Below are 18,110 nucleotides of genomic sequence, written 5' to 3'. Positions count from 1 at the left end.
TACTGACAACCTGATGAGAATCAGCCACTGACAGAAGAATGAGAACTCTCATGCGGTTTACTCACGTGCTGTCAGTGGCGTGATTCCGCAGTCGATGCCGCCGCGCTCCCGAACGGCTCCTGGAGCGCGTCCCCGCGCCGCCCGCCCCGGATGAGCACCTCCTGGAGGACCGCACAACCCGGCTGGTCGAAGAGGGTCTGGCCGTCAACACCCGCCTCGCCTACACCCGCGACTTCGGCGCCTACGCCACCTGGTGCCAGTCCACCGACCGCACCATGCTGCCCGCCACCCCGGCGACCCTGGCCAACTACGTCGCCCACCTGGCCGCCCAGCAGTGCGCCCCGTCCACCATCGACCGCGCGCTGGCCTGCGTGCTGGCCGCCCACGAACCACGCGCAGCTCGCCAAACCCGCCACCACCGCGGCCCGGCTGGCCTTGCGCGCCTACCGCCGCGAACGCGCCCAGCAGGGCCACCGCCCTCGCAAATCTCCGCCGATCACCGTCGACCGGCTGCGCGCGATGGTCGACGCCCTGCCGGACCGCGCCCCTGTAGCCCGCCGCGACCGTGCCGTCCTGGTGCTCGGCTCCGCCCTGATGGGCCGCCGCTCGGAGATCAGCGACATCGACATCGCCGACCTCACCTTCACCGCCGACGGCCTGGAGCTGTACGTCCCGTTCAGCAAGACTGACCAGGACGCTCAAGGCGAGATCGTCGCCATCCCCTACGGCCAGCACCCGCAGACCTGCCCCGTCCGGGTGACCCGCGTATGGCTCGCCCACCTGGCGGACGCCAGCGTGGCGACCGGGCCGCTGTTCCGCCCGATCGACCGGCACGGCCGCATCGCCGCCCGCGCGCATCCCGTCGCCGGGCGCGGCCGGAGGGCTTCCGACTTGTCGAAGACGTCGTAGCCTTGCATCCATGCCGCACGGCGGATGCGCCGGTTCCTTGACGTTCTTGGCGACCTGCACCGTAAAGCGCGAGCCGCCCGCGCACCCGGTCCGAGATCGTCCGGGTCACCTCTCGCCCCTGTCCCGGCCGCCGGTCAGCCGGGTGCTTGCCGGTTCCGCGCTGGTCTCCTCGCTCCTGATCGCGGTCAGCCATTTCCTGCCGTGGAGCTCGATTTACGGGCGCGACGGCTCGGCCGAGGAGGTGATCCAGGTCGACGCTGCGGGTCCGAGGCCGCTGCTCGGCGCTTGCAGGAGCGCTCCAGCGGTCTTTCGCCGACCGGCCCGGATTTCCCGGCTGGTCACAGCGGCAATGGGTCGACTGGACCGTCGACGATGCCTTTCGCTCCACTGTTCACCGGTTCCTCACCCTCGCACGTGCCCGGCTGCAAACGGGTCCGGCCCTGGCGCTCCTGCTGGTCATCGGCGGAGATAGGCGAGGACGGCCAGGACACGACGGTGGTCGTCGGCGTCGGCGGGGATCTGGAGCTTGCCGAAGACGGCGGCGATGTGCTTCTCCACCGTGCGCTCGGCGATGCCGAGCCGCCGGGCGATGGCGCGGTTGGAGCGGCCTTCGGCCATGAGTGCGAGGACTTCGCGTTCGCGGCCGGTCATCGTGGCCGGGCCGTCGGCGGGCTGGCGGCGTCCCAGGAGCAGAGCGACCACCTCGGGGTCCAGGGCCGAGCCACCGCGCGCCACCCGCCGTACGGCCGCGGCGAGTTCCTCCAGGTCGGCGACCCGGTCCTTGAGGAGGTAGCCGAGGCCGTGAGGGTCGTGGCCGAACAGTTCGAGCGCGTACGTCACGCGTACGTGCTGCGACAGGACAAGCACGCCGGTCTCCGGGTGACGGGCACGGATCTCCCGGGCGGCGCGCAGTCCCTCGTCGGTGAACGTGGGCGGCATCCGGATGTCCACGACCGCGACGTTCGGCCGCTCCGCCTCGACCAGCGCGAGCAGCCCGTCGTGGTCAGCCGCGGTGCCGGCGATCTCGAAGCCTGCCTCGGCCAGCAACCGGCTCAGTCCTTCCCGCAGGAGCACCGCGTCGTCGGCGACGATCACGCGCATGGCAGCACCGCGTCCACGGTCGTGCCCGTACCCGACCTGCTGGTGATCGTCATGGTGCCGCCGAGCGCCTCCACTCTGTCGCTGAGGCCCCTGAGCCCGCCGCCGTGCGGGTTCGCGCCGCCGACGCCGTCGTCGCGGACGGCGATGGCGACCTCTCCGGCATCCGCCGTGACCTGGACGGAGACGACAGTGGCACGGGCGTGTTTGGCGGTATTCGCCAGCGCTTCGGAGATCACGTAGTAGGCCGTCGCCTCCACGGGATCGGGAAGCCGGTCGGGTAAGTGCCATCGGAGGTCAACCGGCACGGGGAAGGACCAGGTCAATTCGGAGACGGCGGCACGCAGGCCGCGTTCCGACAGAATCGCCGGATGGATGCCCTGGCTCAGCCTGCGCAGATCGTCCAGAGCGGTGGCCAGGCCGGCGCGGGCCTCCGCCAGGACCGTACGGGCGCTGTCCTGGTGGTCCAGCCGGGAATCCAGCAGGGCCAGGCCCATCGCGACCGAGATGAGCTGCTGCTGGGCGCCGTCGTGCAGGTTGCGTTCGATCCGGCGCCGCTCGGCCGCCGCGGCCTCGACCAGCCGGCCCCGGGACGCCTGCAACTCGGCCAGCTTGGCGCGCAGTTCGGCGTGCAGATGGCGGTTCTGCAGGGTCAGCCCGGCGGCAGCGGCCACCGCGTCGAGGAGTTCGGGCTCGGCCAGCAGTGCCCGGTCGTGGATGATGACTCCGATGGTGTCGCCGTCGCGCCTTACCAGGGAGGCCGCCTGGCGACCTCCCTCGGTGGGCATGGACACCGGCCGGCCGTGGACGTCGACGAAACGATCCTGGCCGGGCGCCCGATAGGCGATCTGGAGCGACGGGTCACGCAGTGCTCGGGCCAGCCCCGCGTCGAGGTGCTCGTACCGGCCGTTCCCGGTGAGGAGGTCGGCCACCTCGGCCCTGCGCAGCCGCAGGTCGAGCAGTCCGGCCAGAAACGCGATCGGGACAGCCGCCAGCGCCGCCGTGAACAGCGCGAACAGCGGCCACTGCCAGCCGGGCGCGAGCCATACGCTGAGCACGTTGGCGGCCAGGGCCACACCGGCCAGCGCCCCGGCCCACAGGTGGGACCTCATCTCGTGTCGCTCGACGGGCCCGGCCCGCCACCACCGCACGGCCAGCACCGTGACCGCCGCGATCAGCAACATGATCCCGGCGGCGTACTCGACGTCGGCCAGTGCCGCCGCCACCGGGCCCGCCGGTAGCAGAGTGGCGGCCGCGTGCACTCCCAGCACATCGGCATAGCCCAGCGCCACGAGGACGCGCAGCGGCCGGGTGCGCAGCCTGCCCGTGGGGAAGGCGAGCAGGAGATGCCCGACCAGCGCCACGTAAAGGTTGTTCAGGGTGTGACCGATCACTACCCAGGGGACGGTGTGCGTCCAGGTCAGCAAATGTGCGAACCAGGCGAAGCCGACGGCGGTCATCAGCGTTCCGGTGCGCAGGTGCGGGCGGCGTGCCCGGGCCACCATGCCCGCGATCGTGAACGACCAGCCCACCAGCGGCGTGAGCAGCACGAACACGACGGTCAGTCCGCCTGTGGAGCCCAGGACGACCACAGTCATGATCACGCCGAGGACAGCGAGCACAGCGGGAATCACCCGCCACATCGGAAACATCTCACCATTCAACGGCCTCGCCGGCCCTTCGCGGCCGTACGTGCCAGCACCCAGTGCTCGGTGGTGGCAGCACGCTTCACCTGGCCGGACGTGCTCGCCAGACTGCCGGGATGATCGACACGTCGCGGAGGGAAGAGGCTCTTCCCCGCTATCTCTGGCTGGGCGCGGGCGGAGGTCTGTCCATCCTGGCCTGGCACGGTCCCTGGCATGTGGCCGTCGCTGCCTGGTTGTTCCCCGTCCTCTTGATGCGGTTCGCCCGCCGCAGCCGGGTCCTGCCCGGCTTCGCCGCCCTGTGGCTGGTCCAGGCGATCGGGGGGCTGGCGTGGCTGTATCAGACCGGCCTGCTCGTCAGGCTGCCCGTAGCGGTCTCGGTGCTCGTGGTCACGGCCGTGGCAGCCCTGCTGGCCCTGCCGTTCCTGTTCGATCGCCTCCTCGCGCCCCGCATGGGGCAGATCGCGGGCAGCCTGGCGTTCCCGCTCGCCTGGGTGACGGCGGAATTCCTGCTCGCGCAGATCACCCCGTTCGGGGCCTTCGTCGTTCTCGGCACCACCCAGCACGACGACCTGCCGTTGATCCAGATCGCATCCGTGACCGGCGCGTACGGTGTGAGCTTCCTGGTGACCTGGTGTGCCCCGGTCGTCAACCAGCTCTGGCAGCGGGGCCTCAGCCGGCCCCTGCCCCTTCTCATCTACGCGGCGGTCCTTCTCGCGGTGGTGGCCGGGGGCGGCGCCCGCCTGGCGTTCTTCCCGCCGTCCGCGGCGGCGGTACGCGTCGCCGCCATCAGCCCGTCCACGGCCGCCACCGAGGCCAGAGCGGCCGCCACCGCCCGGCTGCGCGCGCAGTACGGATCGTTCGAACAGGTCCTGGCCCGCGCGCCGCAGGCCCAGCGGCAGGCGATCGCCGGCGCGACGGACGAACTGCTGGCCCGCAGCGAGCAGGAGGCGGCCGCCGGCGCCAAGATCATCGCGTGGTCGGAAACGGCCGCCTGGATCATGCAGCGGGACGTGGACGCACTGCTCTCCCGGATCCGGACATTGACCGCACGGCATCACGTCCACCTCGTGGCGGGCCTGTCCGTGTACGCCGACCAGGCCCCGTACCTGCGCAACAAGACCATCATGGTCACCCCCGACGGCCGGGTCGGCTGGGACTACGACAAGTCCCATCCCACACCGATGGAAGGGCTGCTTCCCGGCGCCGGCCGCGTCCCCGTCCTCGACACGCCCTACGGGGGGCTGGCCGGGGTCATCTGCTATGACGCCGACTTCCCCGGGCTGATGAGCCAGGCCGCCGGACGGGCAGGTCTGATGGTCGTGCCGTCCCGGGACTGGCAGGGCATGGCCGCCGCCCACGCGCAGCGAGCGGTCTTCCGCGCCGTGGAGAACGGATACGCCCTGCTCCGCCCGGCCGATCAGGGGCTGTCCAGCGCTGTCGACCCGCATGGGCGCGTCCTCGCCACAGCCGACCACTTCGCCGTCGGCCAGGTGTCCATGGTCGCCTACCTCCCCGTCCTGGCGGTGCGGACGGTTTACGGCGTGGTGGGAGACCTGTTCGCCTGGTCGTGCCTGGCCGGCGTGGTCATGCTGACCGTCTCCGGCGTCAGACGGCCGCGCCCGTGACCACTCCTGCGCCATGCTTTCGCCACCCAGCTCGTCCGCGACGGCCCTGACCAGCGGCACCTGCTGCACGCTCGGTACGCCGCCGCGCCCCGTGAGACCCGGGCCGCGCTCGCGCTGATCGACTGGCTCACCGCATCGACCCACCGGCCTCTCCGGTGGGCGGCTTGCCCTCTGAGGGATCAAGGGGCTGTGAACCTCCTTGGCGGTCGGGTGTCTGAGTGGTTTGGGGCCAGGCCGTGCTCGTAGGCGTAGATGACGGCGCGCACCCGCGTGGGCAGTCCGAGCTTGCGCAAGAGACTGGCGACGTGGTTCTTGACCGTGCCTTCCTCGATGGTCAGGGCGCGGGCTATCTGAGCATTGCTCAGCCCGTGGGCCAGGTGCCGGAGCACTTCGAGCTCGCGGGCGGTGAGCCGCTGCAGCGCGTCGGCGGGGGACGCGGGCGACAGGCTTGCGAAGCGGTGGATCAGCCGGGTGGTGACCTGAGGGTCCACCAGCCCGTGCCCGCGGTGCAGCGCCCGCACCGCCTCCAGGAGCAGTTCAGGGTCGCTGTCCTTGAGCAGGAATCCCGAGGCCCCCGACTGGAGCGCCCCGAACAGGTACTCATCGGTGTCGAACGTCGTCAGCGCGAGCATCCGCGGCGGAGCTTCCACTCCGGCCAGTTGCCGGATCGCGGCGATCCCGTCGACGTACGGCATGCGCAGGTCCAGGACCACCACGTCGGGGCGCCGCCATAGCGTCTGGTGGACGGCCTCGGCTCCGTCGGCCGCCTCACCGACCACCTTGATGTCGGGTTCGCCGTCCAGTGTCATGCGCAATGCGTCGCGCACGGCCGGCTGGTCATCGGCGATGACCACTCGAATCGTCACACCGCCTCCATCGCACCGGCGCGCCTGATCGGGACGACGGCCTCCACCCGCCAGCCGCGATCCTGCCACGGGCCCGCCCTGAACGTGCCGCCCTGCTGGTCCACGCGTTCGCGCATGCCCCTGATACCTCGCCCCTCGGCTCCGGCACGGCCGTGGCCGTCGTCGGTGATCGAGACTGTCACAGCGGCCGGGTCGCAGCGCACGCGCACGTCCACATGGCCGGCTCCGGAATGGCGAGCGGCGTTGGTAAGCGCTTCCTGCACGATGCGGTAGACCGTACGGCCGACAGCCGGCGGCAGCGTGGCGCCGGGGCCGGTGCGGTGGACCGAGATCGGCATCCAAGTGGTGGACAACCGCTCGGCGAGGTCCTCGATCTCCTCCATGTCCGGACCGATGGGTGCCTCACGTAGCGAGTCGAGAAGGGCGCGCACCTCGTTCAACGCGGTCGCGGAGAGCTCGGCGATGGTGCCGAGCGCCTTGTCGGCGGTCTCCTCCCGACCGCGCAGCGCTCGGCGGGTGGCGGTGGCCTGCATGCGGATGGCGGTGAGGTGGTGACCCACGCTGTCGTGGACCTCGCGAGCGAGCTCAGCGCGTTCCTCCGCCATGTCGCGCTGGGCCTCGGCGTGGTCGAGCCGTGCCGCCTGCGCGGCCCGGTCACCGGACAGGCGCAGGGCCAGGCCGATCGCGACCGGAGCCACGCCCATGATCACCAGGTCGGTGATCACGGACAGCCCGGCCTGGGCGCGCGGGATGAGCAGGCCGTAACCGGTGCTCCAGGCGATGGACAGGCTCAGCGCCAGCCAGGCACGGCCCGGCAGGCGGAAGGCCGCAGCGCCGAACATGACCATGGTCACCAGCCGGCCTTGCCAGCCCGGGATCGCCAACCCGAGCACAGTGATCGCCGCTGACAGCAGCGCTCCTGTCAGCGGGAAACGGGTACTGAGCGTCAGGGGCAGAGCTGCGGCAAGGCCGGCACCCGCCAGAAGGGGCAGCCCAGGCCACGGCGACGGCGGACCGTCGATCACGGCGAACGCGGTGAGCGCGGCCGCGGCCGCGAGCACGAGGAGTCCCTGTCTGGCGTACACAGCGGCAACGCTACGTCGCCGGACCGCAGGAGGCGCCGCGCGGCGGCATCCGGCCCGTGGTCAGGTAGCGGTGCACGTGCTCGCGTACGCACGGGTGGCCGGAGAGGTAGAGCGCGTGTCCGCCGACGGCCGGCAGGAAGCGGGCCCCGGAAAGCTGGGCGGCCAGCCGGCGGCCGTCCGCGGCCGGGGTGTTGTCGTCGTGCTCGCCGCCCGCGACGAGCACCGGCGGCAGGCCGGGCGCCTCGATGGGGTGAGGCGCGTACGTCCTGGCCGGAGGGAGGCCGGCGCAGTGGTTGGCCATCGGCCATACGGCCCGCCAGCCGATGTGGGGCGTGTCGCGGCGCAGGAAGCTCTCCAGCTTCTTGACCTTCGTGTAGCCGGGGTAGGGCAGGTCCGCGCAGAGGATGACGCGTGACAGGGCGGGATCCGGAGCACCGTGCACCTCGGCGAAGAACGAGGCGTCGCCGGCGTGCGCCCGTGCGAGCCCGGCGGCCAGTCGCTCCCAGGTCGCCTCGAAGGTGAAGCCGGCGCGGGAGGCGATCTGGGTGTCGCTGACGCGCACGCCGGGACCGGCTTCGCGGGCGGGGATGGGCTCTCGGCGGGCCTTGGCCATCACCTCGTCCCAGACGGCCACCGGATCCTTGTCGTGCAGTGCACAGGTGGCGGTGCTCCGGCACCAGGCGGCGAAGCGCTTGAAGTTGGCCTCCAGGGCCTCGGCTCGGGGCTGGAGCCAGGTGCGCAGGTCGGGGGTGGTGTGGTCGAAGACGCTGTCGAGGAACATCCGGCCGACCTTGCGCGGGAACAACTCGGCGTAGGCCTGCCCGAGCACGGTGCCGTGGGAGTTGCCCAGGTAGGTGAGCTTCGCCTGGCCCAGGGCGCTTCTGATCGCCTCCATGTCGTGCGCGATCTGCCAGGAGTTGAGGTTTCCCCACAGCGGCCCGGCCTGTTCGGCGCATGCCCGCCTGAAAGCGCGGTTCTTCGCGGCATACGCGTTGTACGCGGCCTTGTCGGGGAACACCCACTCGGTGGCGAAAGGGGCGGGGATCGGGCAGTTGATCACGCTGGACTTACCGAAGCCCCTCGGGTCGAAGATCACCACATCGAACCATTTGGTGAGATCTGCGAAGGACTGTTTCGCCTGACGGAGAATGGCGATCTGCTCGCCGGGGCCGCCGGTGTTGACCAGCAGCACGCCCTTCTTGCCGGCCTGGTCCTGGGCGGGCAGCTTGGCGAGACCGATCGTCACCTTCTGCCCCGACCGGCGCGCCCAGTCCGCCGGCACCTGGATCTGCGCGCACCGCAGACCGTCTCCGCAGTCCTGCCACGACAGCGGCGCGGCCGGGGCCGGGGCAGCGGCGGTGGCCGCGGCGATGACGAGTGAGACAACGATGTTCATGGCGGAAGGATCGCCGCGGCCGCCCCGCCCGCGCGTCCCCCTTTCTGCATATCTTCGCGGACCCGGCGATCGCCGGAAGGTCGGTGGGGATCGCTGATGCGCGTGTACCAAGGGCCCCACACGCGCTCTGCTCGCTCAGCTCGGCATCGCGCACCGCGCGCGGACCGACACCGCGCTGCGGCGTGCGTAGAAGGCGGCACGGGAGACTCCCAGCAGCTCACGCGCGCTTGACGCTGTGGCCGCCCTGCTTCTCCGCCTTGATGAACGGGTGCACGCTCACTGGGTCTCCCTCACGCAGAAAGCTGTTGCCCGCTTCAGGACGTCGACGTCCTCGCGCGGCCGCCGGTTCTCCCGCCGCAGCGCCGCCAGCTCCTCCCGCTCACTGCTGGTCAACCCGTCGCGATGGCCGGCGTCGACCTCGGCCTGCGTCAAGAACGGCCACGTGAACGCGCGTCCAGGGCCCGATAGTCCAATGACGTCGGCGCGGCCCCGCCAGCCCCGGAGACTCTGATGTGCTGATGTCCTACCCGGCGGGCAGGATGGGCGCGGGAGGTATAGATGAGCGACATCGCGGACGTTCCACCCGCCGTTGTGGGTCGGCTCCGGGTGATCTGCGGGGAGCTGCCCGAGGCGTACGAGGAGCCGGCGTGGATCGGCTTGCGGTGGCGGATTCGCCGGCGGACGTTCCTGCACGTCTACACCACTGACGTGAGGGGGTCGGCGTACATCGATCTGGACGATCCGGCCATCCTGATGACCTTCCGGGCGCCGCCCGGGGAGTTGTCCGCGCTGGCGCATGCCGGCCCTCCGTTCTTCCGGGCCGACTGGGGTGTGAATGTCGTGGGAATGGTGCTGGACGACGAGACGGACTGGGTCGAGGTTGCCGAGCTGGTGACGGACAGCTATCGCGTGCAGGCGCCCCGCCGCCTCGCGTTCCGGTTGAAGGCAGGGGGATGAACCGCCGGCTACCTCCCCACGTTGCCGCTTGTCCAGGTTCGGTGCTGAGAACATTCCTATTCACGGGTGGGATAGGTCGGGTTGCCGCACTGGCCAGAGGTATTTCAGGAGTCGATTCCGATGACGACATCACCCAGTGCCGCATGCTCGGACCGTCTGGCCGAATTTGCGGATGCAGTTCATTCTGGGCGTGATCGCCTTCGCAGGTCCACCGCGGCGTGACATCGAGGAAGACCTCGCGTCGTTCGTTGGGGAAGCCCGCATTAGCCGGTCGTGGCTACCTCGCCGGTCGGCACCGCGCCCTGGCTGGGCAGCGCGGGTGCGATGAGGGGCTCCGACAGCAAGATGGGCTGGTCAAGCGCAGGATCGCGAGATCGCCGTCCGTTGCCGGGACGCGCCTTCACTCGGTTCGGGCACCGGCCTCGAGCACGGTGAGGTCGCGGACCGCATACCGGTGATGCTCGGCCTCTTCCTTGCACACCACTGTGAGGCAGCGGCGCACGACGTACTCCCGGTCCGGATATGGGTCCGCCGGCTTGCGACCACACACCCGATCGAGCTCGGCCTCGGTGAGCTCGTCGACGACCCGGCGCATCGTGGTCATGCGGGCGAGCCGCGGCGCGAGTACCTCGTCGAGCGTCGGGGTGGCATCGAGGGTGAGCCCGAGCCTCGCCGATGCTTCGGCCGGCATCCAGCCGCTAGGAAGGCCCAACGGGTGGTACGGCGCGTCCTCCTCGAGCACGGCGTTGCCGATCCAGGCATCGCCGGCCATCAGCAGATGCCGCTGCGTCTCGACGAACGACCACTCGCCGTCGACCTGCTCGTGCAGCTTCGCCTCGGGTAGGCGCCTGGCGCGGTCGAGCGTCTCCTCCCATTGCTTCTCGATGGCATGCCAAGCGGCCCGGTATTCGGCGGCGGACGTGGCCTCACGGGCCAGCACCCGGTTGGGATGCAGCCGGTCGAGCTCGGCCTCGACGTATGCGGTCACGTCGACGTCGTTGACAACGACACGCTCGAAGCCGCCACCGAGGGAGATGTTGCCCCCATAGCAGTCCACGATCTTCAGGCCGGTGACGTCGCAATCGCGAATCTCAAGGCCGGAGAGGTCGCTCAGGTGGATGCGGGCACCACGGAACTGGTCACTTTGGGTGTACTCGGCAGGCATTGGGACAGTTTCCCGTATCCGTCCCGCCCTTGCCAGTGAATGGCACAACGTGAGGGTTGCGTGTTCGTCCGGGTGGGGGAGTGCGGGATCGAGCATCTTGGCGAGCGCTCGACGATCGATCTTGCCCGCACGGTTGAGGGGGCCGGAGTGATTTGGAACGAAATCCCGATCCTGGACAAGGTCGGACGGGGTCGCCATGATCATGAATTTGGCAGCTGGGCGCATGCCTCTTACTTCGACCTCTCATGGGCGGGTTAAGGCCTGCAATCAGCCCTCGTCTTCTTCGTGCTGGGAGGGGTCTCGTAGCGATCAGCGACCCGGCCACGCGCAGCATGTCCGGCCACCAAGTGATGATCCTCTTAAGGTTGATCTTGTTGCGAGCTGGCGCGTCCACTGGGCCGTAGCCGCCACGGGCTTGGTCGGGCAGGCCGGCGTACCAGAACCGCTGGACGACCATGACGCCGCGATCTCCACGCTTGGCGCCACTGGGCTGCATGCCCAGAGCATCTGCCGGACAGCACCCGGCAGCCGGGCTCACTGCCCGGACCGACGCGGGAGTCCGACATGCGGCTGCTTTCCCGCTGACTGAGCACGGGCCGGCGAGGCAGGGCGCCGGCGCCGATGGTAGGCGCATGCCAGAGCGAGCACGATCGGGCCCCACAGGTTCAGCGGGCTGACGCATACCGTGGCCAGGATCTCTCACCAGACATTCTCGTAAGCGGCCTCGTCAACGGTGCCGATCCATTGGAGCACGGTCTGCACTGGCAGCATCGACAAGATCACACCCCCGACCACCGCGGGAATGACCGCAACCATCGGCGGGATGCGCCGTTCCCCGAGGAACGGGACCCAGCCCGGAACGACCTCCCCCCCACCGGCGCACGAGGCCGGACTTGGCCCATCTCGAAGTTGAAGGCGAACGGCAACCTCCACAGGCACGAGGGCAGCAGCAGCCACGGAAGCGCGCAGGCGGCACGCAGGGCCCAGCGTGGAACGGGCCGTTCAGTGTCGCTGGTGGCGGGAGCCTTGTGCAGCAAGTTGATCGTCATTGTTCAACCTTCAGGACTGTTGCGGACAGCTTGATTCATCGGGTCGTCGGGCCGGGTCGGCCGTCGAAGGCGCAGGCATAGGCCGGCAGCCATCCCGCCCCCGCCGTGCACGTCGGGATCACCGCAGCCCTCGCATCCGTGCTTGCAACCAGGACCCAGACTGCGCTGCCAAGGCGAGGAAGACATCTGCCGATCGGCCGATTCGGCAGCGTGGGTCGCTGCCCTAATGTGCCGTCATGGGATTCCTCGCAAGTGGGCTGGCGGTGGCTGGCTCGCTCGCATTCGTCCTGTGGCCGCTGCCGAGCCCGCTCGTCGCCGTACCCGCGGTGCTCGCGGCTGCGGCAATGTCGCTGGGCTGGTGGCCGCGGGCACGCCCCTTCTTCCCGGCGATCACCGCAGCCGCCGGTGTGGCGGGCGCGGTGTGCACGCTCGTCTCATCACGGCCGGTAGGCGGTGTTGTCGGGTCCTGGTCAGATCCGGCCGGAAGTTGCCAGTAAGCACTGAGGCGCTGGTCAGCGGGCTCGTCCCTGATCCGGCCCCGGAGCCGGATGAGCTTGCGCTGGTCGGCTCGCGGTCCAGGCCATCAATGGTGAGGTAGCACAGAAAGGGGCCGGGAACGGTGGGCGGTCCGTCAGGTAGCCCGGTCTCGAGCGCTTCACAGATTCGCGCTCGATCGGAGCTGCGCATCGGGCGGCGGGATGCGTTCGGCGGCGAGGCTTTCCGGTCGAGCTCGGTGTCTCGAAGATCCATAGCCTGGCCTTCTGTGATGTCTCGAAGGGCCCGGCGCGGACCTATGGGCATGGAACGTCCGGTCACCTCGGCGGCGTGGTCGCGCTGCCTTACGCGGTATATAGCCCCCAGAAGCGCGAAGCCCTCCACTGATCAGTGGGCGGAACCGCCGATGTCCGGTCGCATGGCTTTGAGGAAGGCGTCGACGAGAGCGTCGGCGTACTGCGGGGTGAGCGGGCCCGAGCGGAGCAGCCAGCGCTGGTAGACAGGGCCATACAGCAGCTCCAGAGCCAGGTCGAGGTCGGCGTCGGGGGCGAGTTGGCCGGCTCGCTGGGCGCTGCGCAGCCGGGCCTTCTTGGCCTCGTCGACCGGCCCGGCCAGTTTCTCGCGGTATTGGGCGGCGAGTGCCGGATCATTGATGATCTCGGTGTTGAGCGCGCGGATCGGCCCCTCGAACGCGGGATCGGCGAACTCGGCCACCGTCGCCCGCATGACCACCCTGAGGTCGGCCTCCAGATCGCCGGTGTCGGGCAGCGCCATGTCCTGGTCCGGCCCGCTCTCGCTGAGCGCCAGAAAGGCGTCCAGGACCACCGCGCCCTTGGAGGGCCACCAGCGGTAGATCGTCTGCTTGCCCACGCCGGCCCGGGTCGCGATGGCCTCGATGGTCAGCTTGGCGTATCCCACCTCGGAGACCAGCTCGCGGGCGGCGGTCAGGATGGCCTGCCGGGAGCGCTGGCTGCGGCGGGCGGGGTTGGGCTGCTTGGCCATGTGCCGGATCATAGCACCCTTACGATACGAGACGTACCGTCTTGACATTATGGCGAGGCGATACGTACCGTCTTGTCTCGTAAGAGCTGGACCCGAGCAGGAGGAGGTGGAGCCCATGACCCGGGTGTGGTTCATCACGGGCGCGTCACGAGGACTGGGCCGGGCGTTCACGGAGGCGGCGCTGCAAGCGGGCGACCGGGTGGTCGGGGCCGCGCGCAACATCGAGCCGCTCGCCGATCTGGCCCGGCGCCATCCCGGCGACCTGGTACCGCTGCCGCTCGACGTCACCGACCGCGCGGCCGTGTTCGCGGGCGTGGACCGGGCGGTAGCGGCCTTCGGCAAGCTCGACATCGTGGTCAACAACGCCGGCGTCATGCTCCTGGGCATGCTGGAGGAGGCGACGGAAGAGCAGATCAGATCCCACTTCGACGTCAACCTGTTCGGCGCGATCTGGGTCACCCAGGCCGTGCTCCCGCACCTGCGCTCCCAGGGCTCCGGCCGCATTCTGCAGGTCACCACGATGGGCACCGGCGGCGGCTTCCCCATGGTCGGCCTGTACGCGGCCGGCAAGTCGGCGCTCGACTCGGTCTCCGAGGCCGTGGCGGGAGAGGTCGAGCAGTTCGGCATCAAGCTGACCATCGTGCAGATGGGCGGCTACGACACCGGCCTGTTCACCACGGGCACCACGATGACCGCATCCGCCCCGCACTATCAGGAGCTGCGCGACAAGCTGATCGAGATGTGGGGTGATGAAGCCGGTCCCGCCCCGGAGACCGCCGCTCCGGTGATCATGGAGCTGGTGGACCTGCCGGAGCCGCCGCGGCGTCTCATCGTCGGCGCCGCGTCCTACGACATGGTCCAGCAGGACCTGCAGAACCGGGTGGCGGAGTACCGCACCTGGGAGCACCTCAGCCGCAGAGCGCCGGGATGACCCGCGCAGGACGAACGGAGCGCCCCCGACGGAACACCCCGGCAGGGCGGCACGGTGACGCGGCCATCCTCCCGGGCCACGAGCAGGGCCGGCGGTGTCCGCACCACCGCGAACCGGGCGCGGCGCACGCTCTCACAGAACTTCCTGGCCGAGCCCCAGGCCATCGATCTCGTGATCAGGGCAGCAGACCCGGCCGGGCTGGTGCTGGGGCGCTGACCCTGGCACTGGCCGGTGCGGGCGCGCAAGTGATCGGCTACGAGATCGATCCGCGCCTGGCCCGGCGGCTGGCCACACGCACACTCCGGAAATGCCCAACGCAACCGGGGCCGGTCGCCTCGTGCTTGGCCGTCCGTTCCTCTGCCACGATGCCAGAATCGACTCCCATGAAGCTCCGTCTGTGCTTACTGACAACCTGATGAGAATCAGCTACTGAACGGAAGAATGAGAACTCTCACGGAGCGCCTCGATCCCGAAGGAGTCGTATGAGCCGCGACGACGTGCTCGTGCCCACCGCGGTGTGGCGTCCCGGGTCGGGCGCGACGCTTGCCGGCTCGGGCGGTCACGGTGGCGGGGGAGTGGTCGGCGGGGTCGGTCAGGCGGCCGAGCCGCCGTTGCCGCCGCCCGCGCCGCTGGTGGGTTCGGTCGGTGACATCGCCGGGCTGCGTCCGCGGCGGCGGCCGAGGGACGGCGGCGAGGTGCCCGGCGCCGACGTGGACCTCATCGACGCGTTGCCGCGCACTGACGACGTGCCTGCTCCTGGGCAGCGGGCCAGTTGGCCGACCGTGGCCGCGTGGCTGCGCGCGGGCAGGACCGCCGCGACGCGCCGCGCCCGGCTGGCCGACCTGGCCAAGTTCGTACGCTGGTGGGACGCTGCCGCGCCCGGCGCCGGGCTGTGGCAGGTCAGCGAGGATGTCCTGGTCGCTTATGCCGAGCAGCTGGGCACCGGCGGCGGCCATGCGGCGGTGCTCGGCCGGGGCGGTGGCCCGTTGGCCGCCGCCACCGTCAAACGGCACATCTCCACGCTGAAATCGCTGTACGGGTACGCGGTGCGCCGCCGGGTGATCAGCCACAGCCCCGCTACGTTCGTGGAGACGCCCGAGGTCGGCAAGGTCGGCACCACCCCCGCACTGGCCCTCGACGAGGCCGCCGCCCTCGTACGCGGTGCGCAGCAGATCGCCCGGCGTCATCCGGTCGACGCCGCGGCGGTGATGCTGCTGGCCACCCTCGGGCTGCGCGCCGCCGAGCTGGAGGGGCTGACGGCGGGGCGGATCGAGCGTTCGGCGGGACACTGGGTGATCAGCTTCCGGCTCAAAGGCGGCCGGCAGGTCGTCGTGCCGCTGGCCGCCGAGGTGATGGAACTGCTCCGGCCGCTGCTGGACGGCCGCCGCACCGACCAGCTGCTCCTGCTACGCGCCGACGGCCGCAGCTTCGACCGCTGGCGGCAGCAGACCGCACTACGCCGGGCCGCCCGCGCCGCAGGGCTGGACCTCGCGAAGCTGACCCCGCACATGCTCCGCGCCACCGCCGCCACCCTGCTCCGGGCCGCGGGTGTCGCCGTCGAAGACATCCAGGAACTGCTCGGGCACGCCTCCCCGGTCACCACCCAGCGCTACGACCGCGGCCAGAGCGCACTGGACGGCCACGCCGCCTACCGGCTCACCGACCTGCTCACCGGACAACCCGCCACCGGCCCCGGCGAGGCCACCGAGGTCACGGTGGCCGTCGACGAGACGAACGGGGAGGATGCCACCGCGCGCGCTCGCCGGCCCCGACCTCCGCGCCATCGAGGAGCACAGCCACTGGCAGGAAAACGCCGCAAGACCGGCGACCCCACGCGACGTAAACGCTGAGCAGGCTGTGTCGGCCGACCCCGGCACACTCCTGGCACGAGCCCTCTGCCCCCGCCAAGACCGGAACTCCCGCTATCTCGGCTCGACCCCAAACCGGCCGCTGCCCGTCTTGGTGACCGAGATGTTACGAACGGGCACCGACAGTTTTGGTGTAGGGGATCAGCGCGCGACCTCCACTTCGCCGAGTCCGTCACGATGCCCATCATCCAACCAACGAAGAGCGCTGACGACGCTGAACATCCCGCCGCATGGGCTGATCACGTCCACGGACGTGGTCCTGCGTCCATTTCACGTCTGGTTCTGTCGATGACGAGTGACAGCGATCGTTTCCGCTGCAAGGTGATGTCGCTGGGAAGTAACAGCGCCCAGAGGGCTTGTAATGGGAGCATTGATGTGCTTCGCGGGATGAGGTGGCGCTGGTGCAGCCCAAGTCCAAGGTCGAATTGTATGCGGCGGTCCGCCGCGATCCTCGAGACCGTGCTTCAACCCACCGGCCAGGCGATAGAGGGGAACATTTGTCCAAGCCACCGGCGCGTGCCGGCGGTGACAGTGGGCTCATGAATGTTTCCGACGGGCGGTCACGGCCGGTCGACCGCGCGCTCCACGACGTACGGGTGGGCTGAATGACAAGCAGGAATGCCATGCGGATTCTCATCTCCGGCGCCAGTATCGCCGGTCCGGTCCTGGCGTACTGGCTGACCAGGCACGGCTTCTCCGTCACCGTCGTCGAGCGCGCGCCGGCTATGCGCAAGACCGGCGGCCACGCGGTCGACCTGTTCCGGCCTGCGATGAACATCTCGCAGCAGATGGGTCTGATCGCGCGCGTCGAGGAGCGGGCCACCGGCACCAACCGGATGACCATTCACCAGGAGGGCGCCCGGCGCCCTGTCCGGGTGAACCTGTCCAAGATCTTCAACGCCACCTCCGACCGGCACCTGGAGATCATGCGCGACGACCTGAGCGAGATCTACTATGACGCCACCCGCGACCACGTCGAGTACCTCTTCGGCGACTCGATCACCGCGATCTCGCCCGACGGCGAGGTACAGTTCGAGCGCGCCACGCCGCGACGCTTCAACATCGTCGTCGGCGCGGACGGGCTGCACTCCAACGTGCGCCGCCTCGTCTTCGGCGAGGAGTCCCGCTTCGGCGCCTTCATCGGCGCCTACTTCGGGGTGCTGACCCTGCCTCACGCCTTCGGCCTCGACGGAGAGCTTCTCATGCACGTCGGCGTGGGCCGCACCGCCGGCATGTACGGCGCGCGACACCTCGACGAGGCACGGGCGTTGCTCCTGTTCCGTAGCGAACACGAGCTCGACTACCACCACCACGACGTGCCCCGGCAGAAGGAGCTGCTGCGCGGCGCGTTCGACGGCATGCACCCCGAGGTGGACCGCTGGCTGGACGAGCTGGACCGTACCCCGGCCTTCTTCTTCGACTCGATCACCCAGGTCCGCATGGACACCTGGTCGCGCGGCCGGGTGACGCTCGTCGGCGACGCCGGCTACTGTCCCGGCCCGGCCGTCGGCGGCAGTACCAGCCTGGCCGTCGTCGGCGCGTACGTACTGGCCGGGGAACTGGCGCGAGCGGGCGGCGACCACCAGCGCGCCTTCCCCGCCTACGAGCACGCGATGGCCGGGCACGTGCGCGGCAGCCACGCGGCCGCGCTCAGCGCGGCCAGAACCCTGGTCCCCGCCTCCCGCCTCGGCGTACGAGGACTGGCCCAGGGCGCCCGCCTGATCTCCGCCCTGCCCGCCCGGCCCCGGCGCGCACTTCTCCGCCTGGCCAGCAAGAGCGCACGCCTGCACAACGCCATGACCCTCGACGACTACTCGCCGTCGCTCGCCGCATCAGCAGGCCGGAGCGACCTCACGGGCTGCTAGGGCCTGTCTCAAAGTGTTGATCAACGGCGTGTCGTAGCCGGACACGCGAAGAGGTCTCCGGTAAAGGGTTCAACGACCAAGAAGAACCTCATACCCCGGAGACCTCGTGGCCACCTTAGCGGTGACGCGGCGGTTCGATCTCACCGATGCGCA

General features: G+C 70.1%; 15 protein-coding genes and 1 pseudogene. 8 read left to right on the top strand and 8 right to left on the bottom strand.

The window, feature by feature from the left end:
• Positions 1-119 precede the first annotated feature (119 nt).
• Positions 120-362: pseudogene (locus ACWDXC_RS44140) on the top strand (site-specific integrase); the annotation flags it as partial.
• 73 nt (positions 363-435) lie between these two features.
• Positions 436-909 carry a hypothetical protein gene (locus tag ACWDXC_RS44135; RefSeq protein WP_449992958.1) on the top strand — a complete coding sequence of 158 codons (474 nt, stop codon included), beginning with the start codon at positions 436-438 and terminating at the stop codon, positions 907-909.
• A gap of 456 nt (positions 910-1,365) precedes the next feature.
• Here ACWDXC_RS44135 and ACWDXC_RS44130 read toward each other — a convergent pair whose 3' ends face one another.
• Together ACWDXC_RS44130 and ACWDXC_RS44125 are read right to left on the bottom strand one after the other, a co-directional pair.
• Positions 1,366-2,010 carry a response regulator transcription factor gene (locus ACWDXC_RS44130; protein WP_449992956.1) on the bottom strand — a complete coding sequence of 215 codons (645 nt, stop codon included), beginning with the start codon at positions 2,008-2,010 and terminating at the stop codon, positions 1,366-1,368.
• Positions 2,001-3,605 (bottom strand): sensor histidine kinase, encoded by a 1,605-nt coding sequence (locus tag ACWDXC_RS44125; RefSeq protein WP_449992954.1) that lies wholly within the window; start codon positions 3,603-3,605, stop codon positions 2,001-2,003. Before ACWDXC_RS44125 ends, ACWDXC_RS44130 begins: the two co-directional genes overlap by 10 nt.
• Before the next feature lie 164 nt (positions 3,606-3,769).
• Here ACWDXC_RS44125 and ACWDXC_RS44120 point away from each other — a divergent pair, with 164 nt between their 5' ends.
• Positions 3,770-5,278, top strand: coding sequence for an apolipoprotein N-acyltransferase (locus ACWDXC_RS44120; RefSeq protein ID WP_449992952.1), 1,509 nt, complete (start codon positions 3,770-3,772; stop codon positions 5,276-5,278).
• 179 nt (positions 5,279-5,457) lie between these two features.
• Here ACWDXC_RS44120 and ACWDXC_RS44115 read toward each other — a convergent pair whose 3' ends face one another.
• The 4 genes from ACWDXC_RS44115 to ACWDXC_RS44100 all read right to left on the bottom strand — a co-directional run bounded on the left by ACWDXC_RS44115 (position 5,458) and on the right by ACWDXC_RS44100 (position 9,057).
• Positions 5,458-6,144 (bottom strand): response regulator, encoded by a 687-nt coding sequence (locus tag ACWDXC_RS44115; protein ID WP_449992950.1) that lies wholly within the window; start codon positions 6,142-6,144, stop codon positions 5,458-5,460.
• Positions 6,141-7,229 (bottom strand): sensor histidine kinase, encoded by a 1,089-nt coding sequence (locus tag ACWDXC_RS44110; protein WP_449992949.1) that lies wholly within the window; start codon positions 7,227-7,229, stop codon positions 6,141-6,143. Before ACWDXC_RS44110 ends, ACWDXC_RS44115 begins: the two co-directional genes overlap by 4 nt.
• A 10-nt stretch (positions 7,230-7,239) precedes the next feature.
• Positions 7,240-8,625, bottom strand: coding sequence for an alpha/beta hydrolase (locus tag ACWDXC_RS44105; protein ID WP_449992947.1), 1,386 nt, complete (start codon positions 8,623-8,625; stop codon positions 7,240-7,242).
• 276 nt (positions 8,626-8,901) lie between these two features.
• Positions 8,902-9,057 (bottom strand): hypothetical protein, encoded by a 156-nt coding sequence (locus ACWDXC_RS44100; protein ID WP_449992945.1) that lies wholly within the window; start codon positions 9,055-9,057, stop codon positions 8,902-8,904.
• Between the two features lie 126 nt (positions 9,058-9,183).
• On the opposite strand from ACWDXC_RS44100, the gene ACWDXC_RS44095 reads away from it, so the two are divergent.
• Positions 9,184-9,582 (top strand): MmcQ/YjbR family DNA-binding protein, encoded by a 399-nt coding sequence (locus ACWDXC_RS44095; protein ID WP_449992943.1) that lies wholly within the window; start codon positions 9,184-9,186, stop codon positions 9,580-9,582.
• 400 nt (positions 9,583-9,982) lie between these two features.
• Here ACWDXC_RS44095 and ACWDXC_RS44090 read toward each other — a convergent pair whose 3' ends face one another.
• Both ACWDXC_RS44090 and ACWDXC_RS44085 read right to left on the bottom strand, forming a co-directional pair.
• Positions 9,983-10,945, bottom strand: coding sequence for a DinB family protein (locus ACWDXC_RS44090; protein WP_449992941.1), 963 nt, complete (start codon positions 10,943-10,945; stop codon positions 9,983-9,985).
• Between the two features lie 1,733 nt (positions 10,946-12,678).
• Positions 12,679-13,293 carry a TetR/AcrR family transcriptional regulator gene (locus ACWDXC_RS44085; protein ID WP_449992939.1) on the bottom strand — a complete coding sequence of 205 codons (615 nt, stop codon included), beginning with the start codon at positions 13,291-13,293 and terminating at the stop codon, positions 12,679-12,681.
• Positions 13,294-13,408: 115 nt separating this feature from the next.
• Here ACWDXC_RS44085 and ACWDXC_RS44080 point away from each other — a divergent pair, with 115 nt between their 5' ends.
• From ACWDXC_RS44080 to ACWDXC_RS44065, 4 genes are all read left to right on the top strand, one after another.
• On the top strand, positions 13,409-14,224 hold the full coding sequence (locus ACWDXC_RS44080; protein WP_449992938.1) for an SDR family NAD(P)-dependent oxidoreductase: 816 nt from the start codon (positions 13,409-13,411) through the stop codon (positions 14,222-14,224).
• A 54-nt stretch (positions 14,225-14,278) separates the two neighbouring features.
• Positions 14,279-14,440, top strand: coding sequence for a hypothetical protein (locus ACWDXC_RS44075; protein WP_449992936.1), 162 nt, complete (start codon positions 14,279-14,281; stop codon positions 14,438-14,440).
• 266 nt (positions 14,441-14,706) lie between these two features.
• The gene (locus tag ACWDXC_RS44070; RefSeq protein ID WP_449992934.1) at positions 14,707-16,074 is read left to right on the top strand and encodes a tyrosine-type recombinase/integrase; all 1,368 of its coding nucleotides are present in this window, start codon (positions 14,707-14,709) and stop codon (positions 16,072-16,074) included.
• A 641-nt stretch (positions 16,075-16,715) separates the two neighbouring features.
• Positions 16,716-17,957 (top strand): FAD-dependent monooxygenase, encoded by a 1,242-nt coding sequence (locus ACWDXC_RS44065; protein ID WP_449992932.1) that lies wholly within the window; start codon positions 16,716-16,718, stop codon positions 17,955-17,957.
• The last annotated feature ends 153 nt before the right edge of the window (positions 17,958-18,110 follow it).

The organism is Nonomuraea sp. NPDC003214 (assembly GCF_053590035.1).
The sequence above is the reverse complement of the archived record's forward strand: the minus strand, read 5'-3'. Positions and strand labels throughout refer to the sequence as shown.

Bases quoted from the DNA above. Each gene is read 5' to 3' on its own strand.
- ACWDXC_RS44085 (WP_449992939.1), bottom strand. From the start codon at position 13,293: ATGGCCAAGCAGCCCAACCCCGCCCGCCGCAGCCAGCGCTCCCGGCAG.
- ACWDXC_RS44070 (WP_449992934.1), top strand. From the start codon at position 14,707: ATGAGCCGCGACGACGTGCTCGTGCCCACCGCGGTGTGGCGTCCCGGG.
- ACWDXC_RS44065 (WP_449992932.1), top strand. From the start codon at position 16,716: ATGCGGATTCTCATCTCCGGCGCCAGTATCGCCGGTCCGGTCCTGGCG.
- ACWDXC_RS44095 (WP_449992943.1), top strand. From the start codon at position 9,184: ATGAGCGACATCGCGGACGTTCCACCCGCCGTTGTGGGTCGGCTCCGG.
- ACWDXC_RS44090 (WP_449992941.1), bottom strand. From the start codon at position 10,945: ATGGCGACCCCGTCCGACCTTGTCCAGGATCGGGATTTCGTTCCAAAT.
- ACWDXC_RS44080 (WP_449992938.1), top strand. From the start codon at position 13,409: ATGACCCGGGTGTGGTTCATCACGGGCGCGTCACGAGGACTGGGCCGG.
- ACWDXC_RS44130 (WP_449992956.1), bottom strand. From the start codon at position 2,010: ATGCGCGTGATCGTCGCCGACGACGCGGTGCTCCTGCGGGAAGGACTG.
- ACWDXC_RS44125 (WP_449992954.1), bottom strand. From the start codon at position 3,605: ATGACTGTGGTCGTCCTGGGCTCCACAGGCGGACTGACCGTCGTGTTC.
- ACWDXC_RS44120 (WP_449992952.1), top strand. From the start codon at position 3,770: ATGATCGACACGTCGCGGAGGGAAGAGGCTCTTCCCCGCTATCTCTGG.
- ACWDXC_RS44105 (WP_449992947.1), bottom strand. From the start codon at position 8,625: ATGAACATCGTTGTCTCACTCGTCATCGCCGCGGCCACCGCCGCTGCC.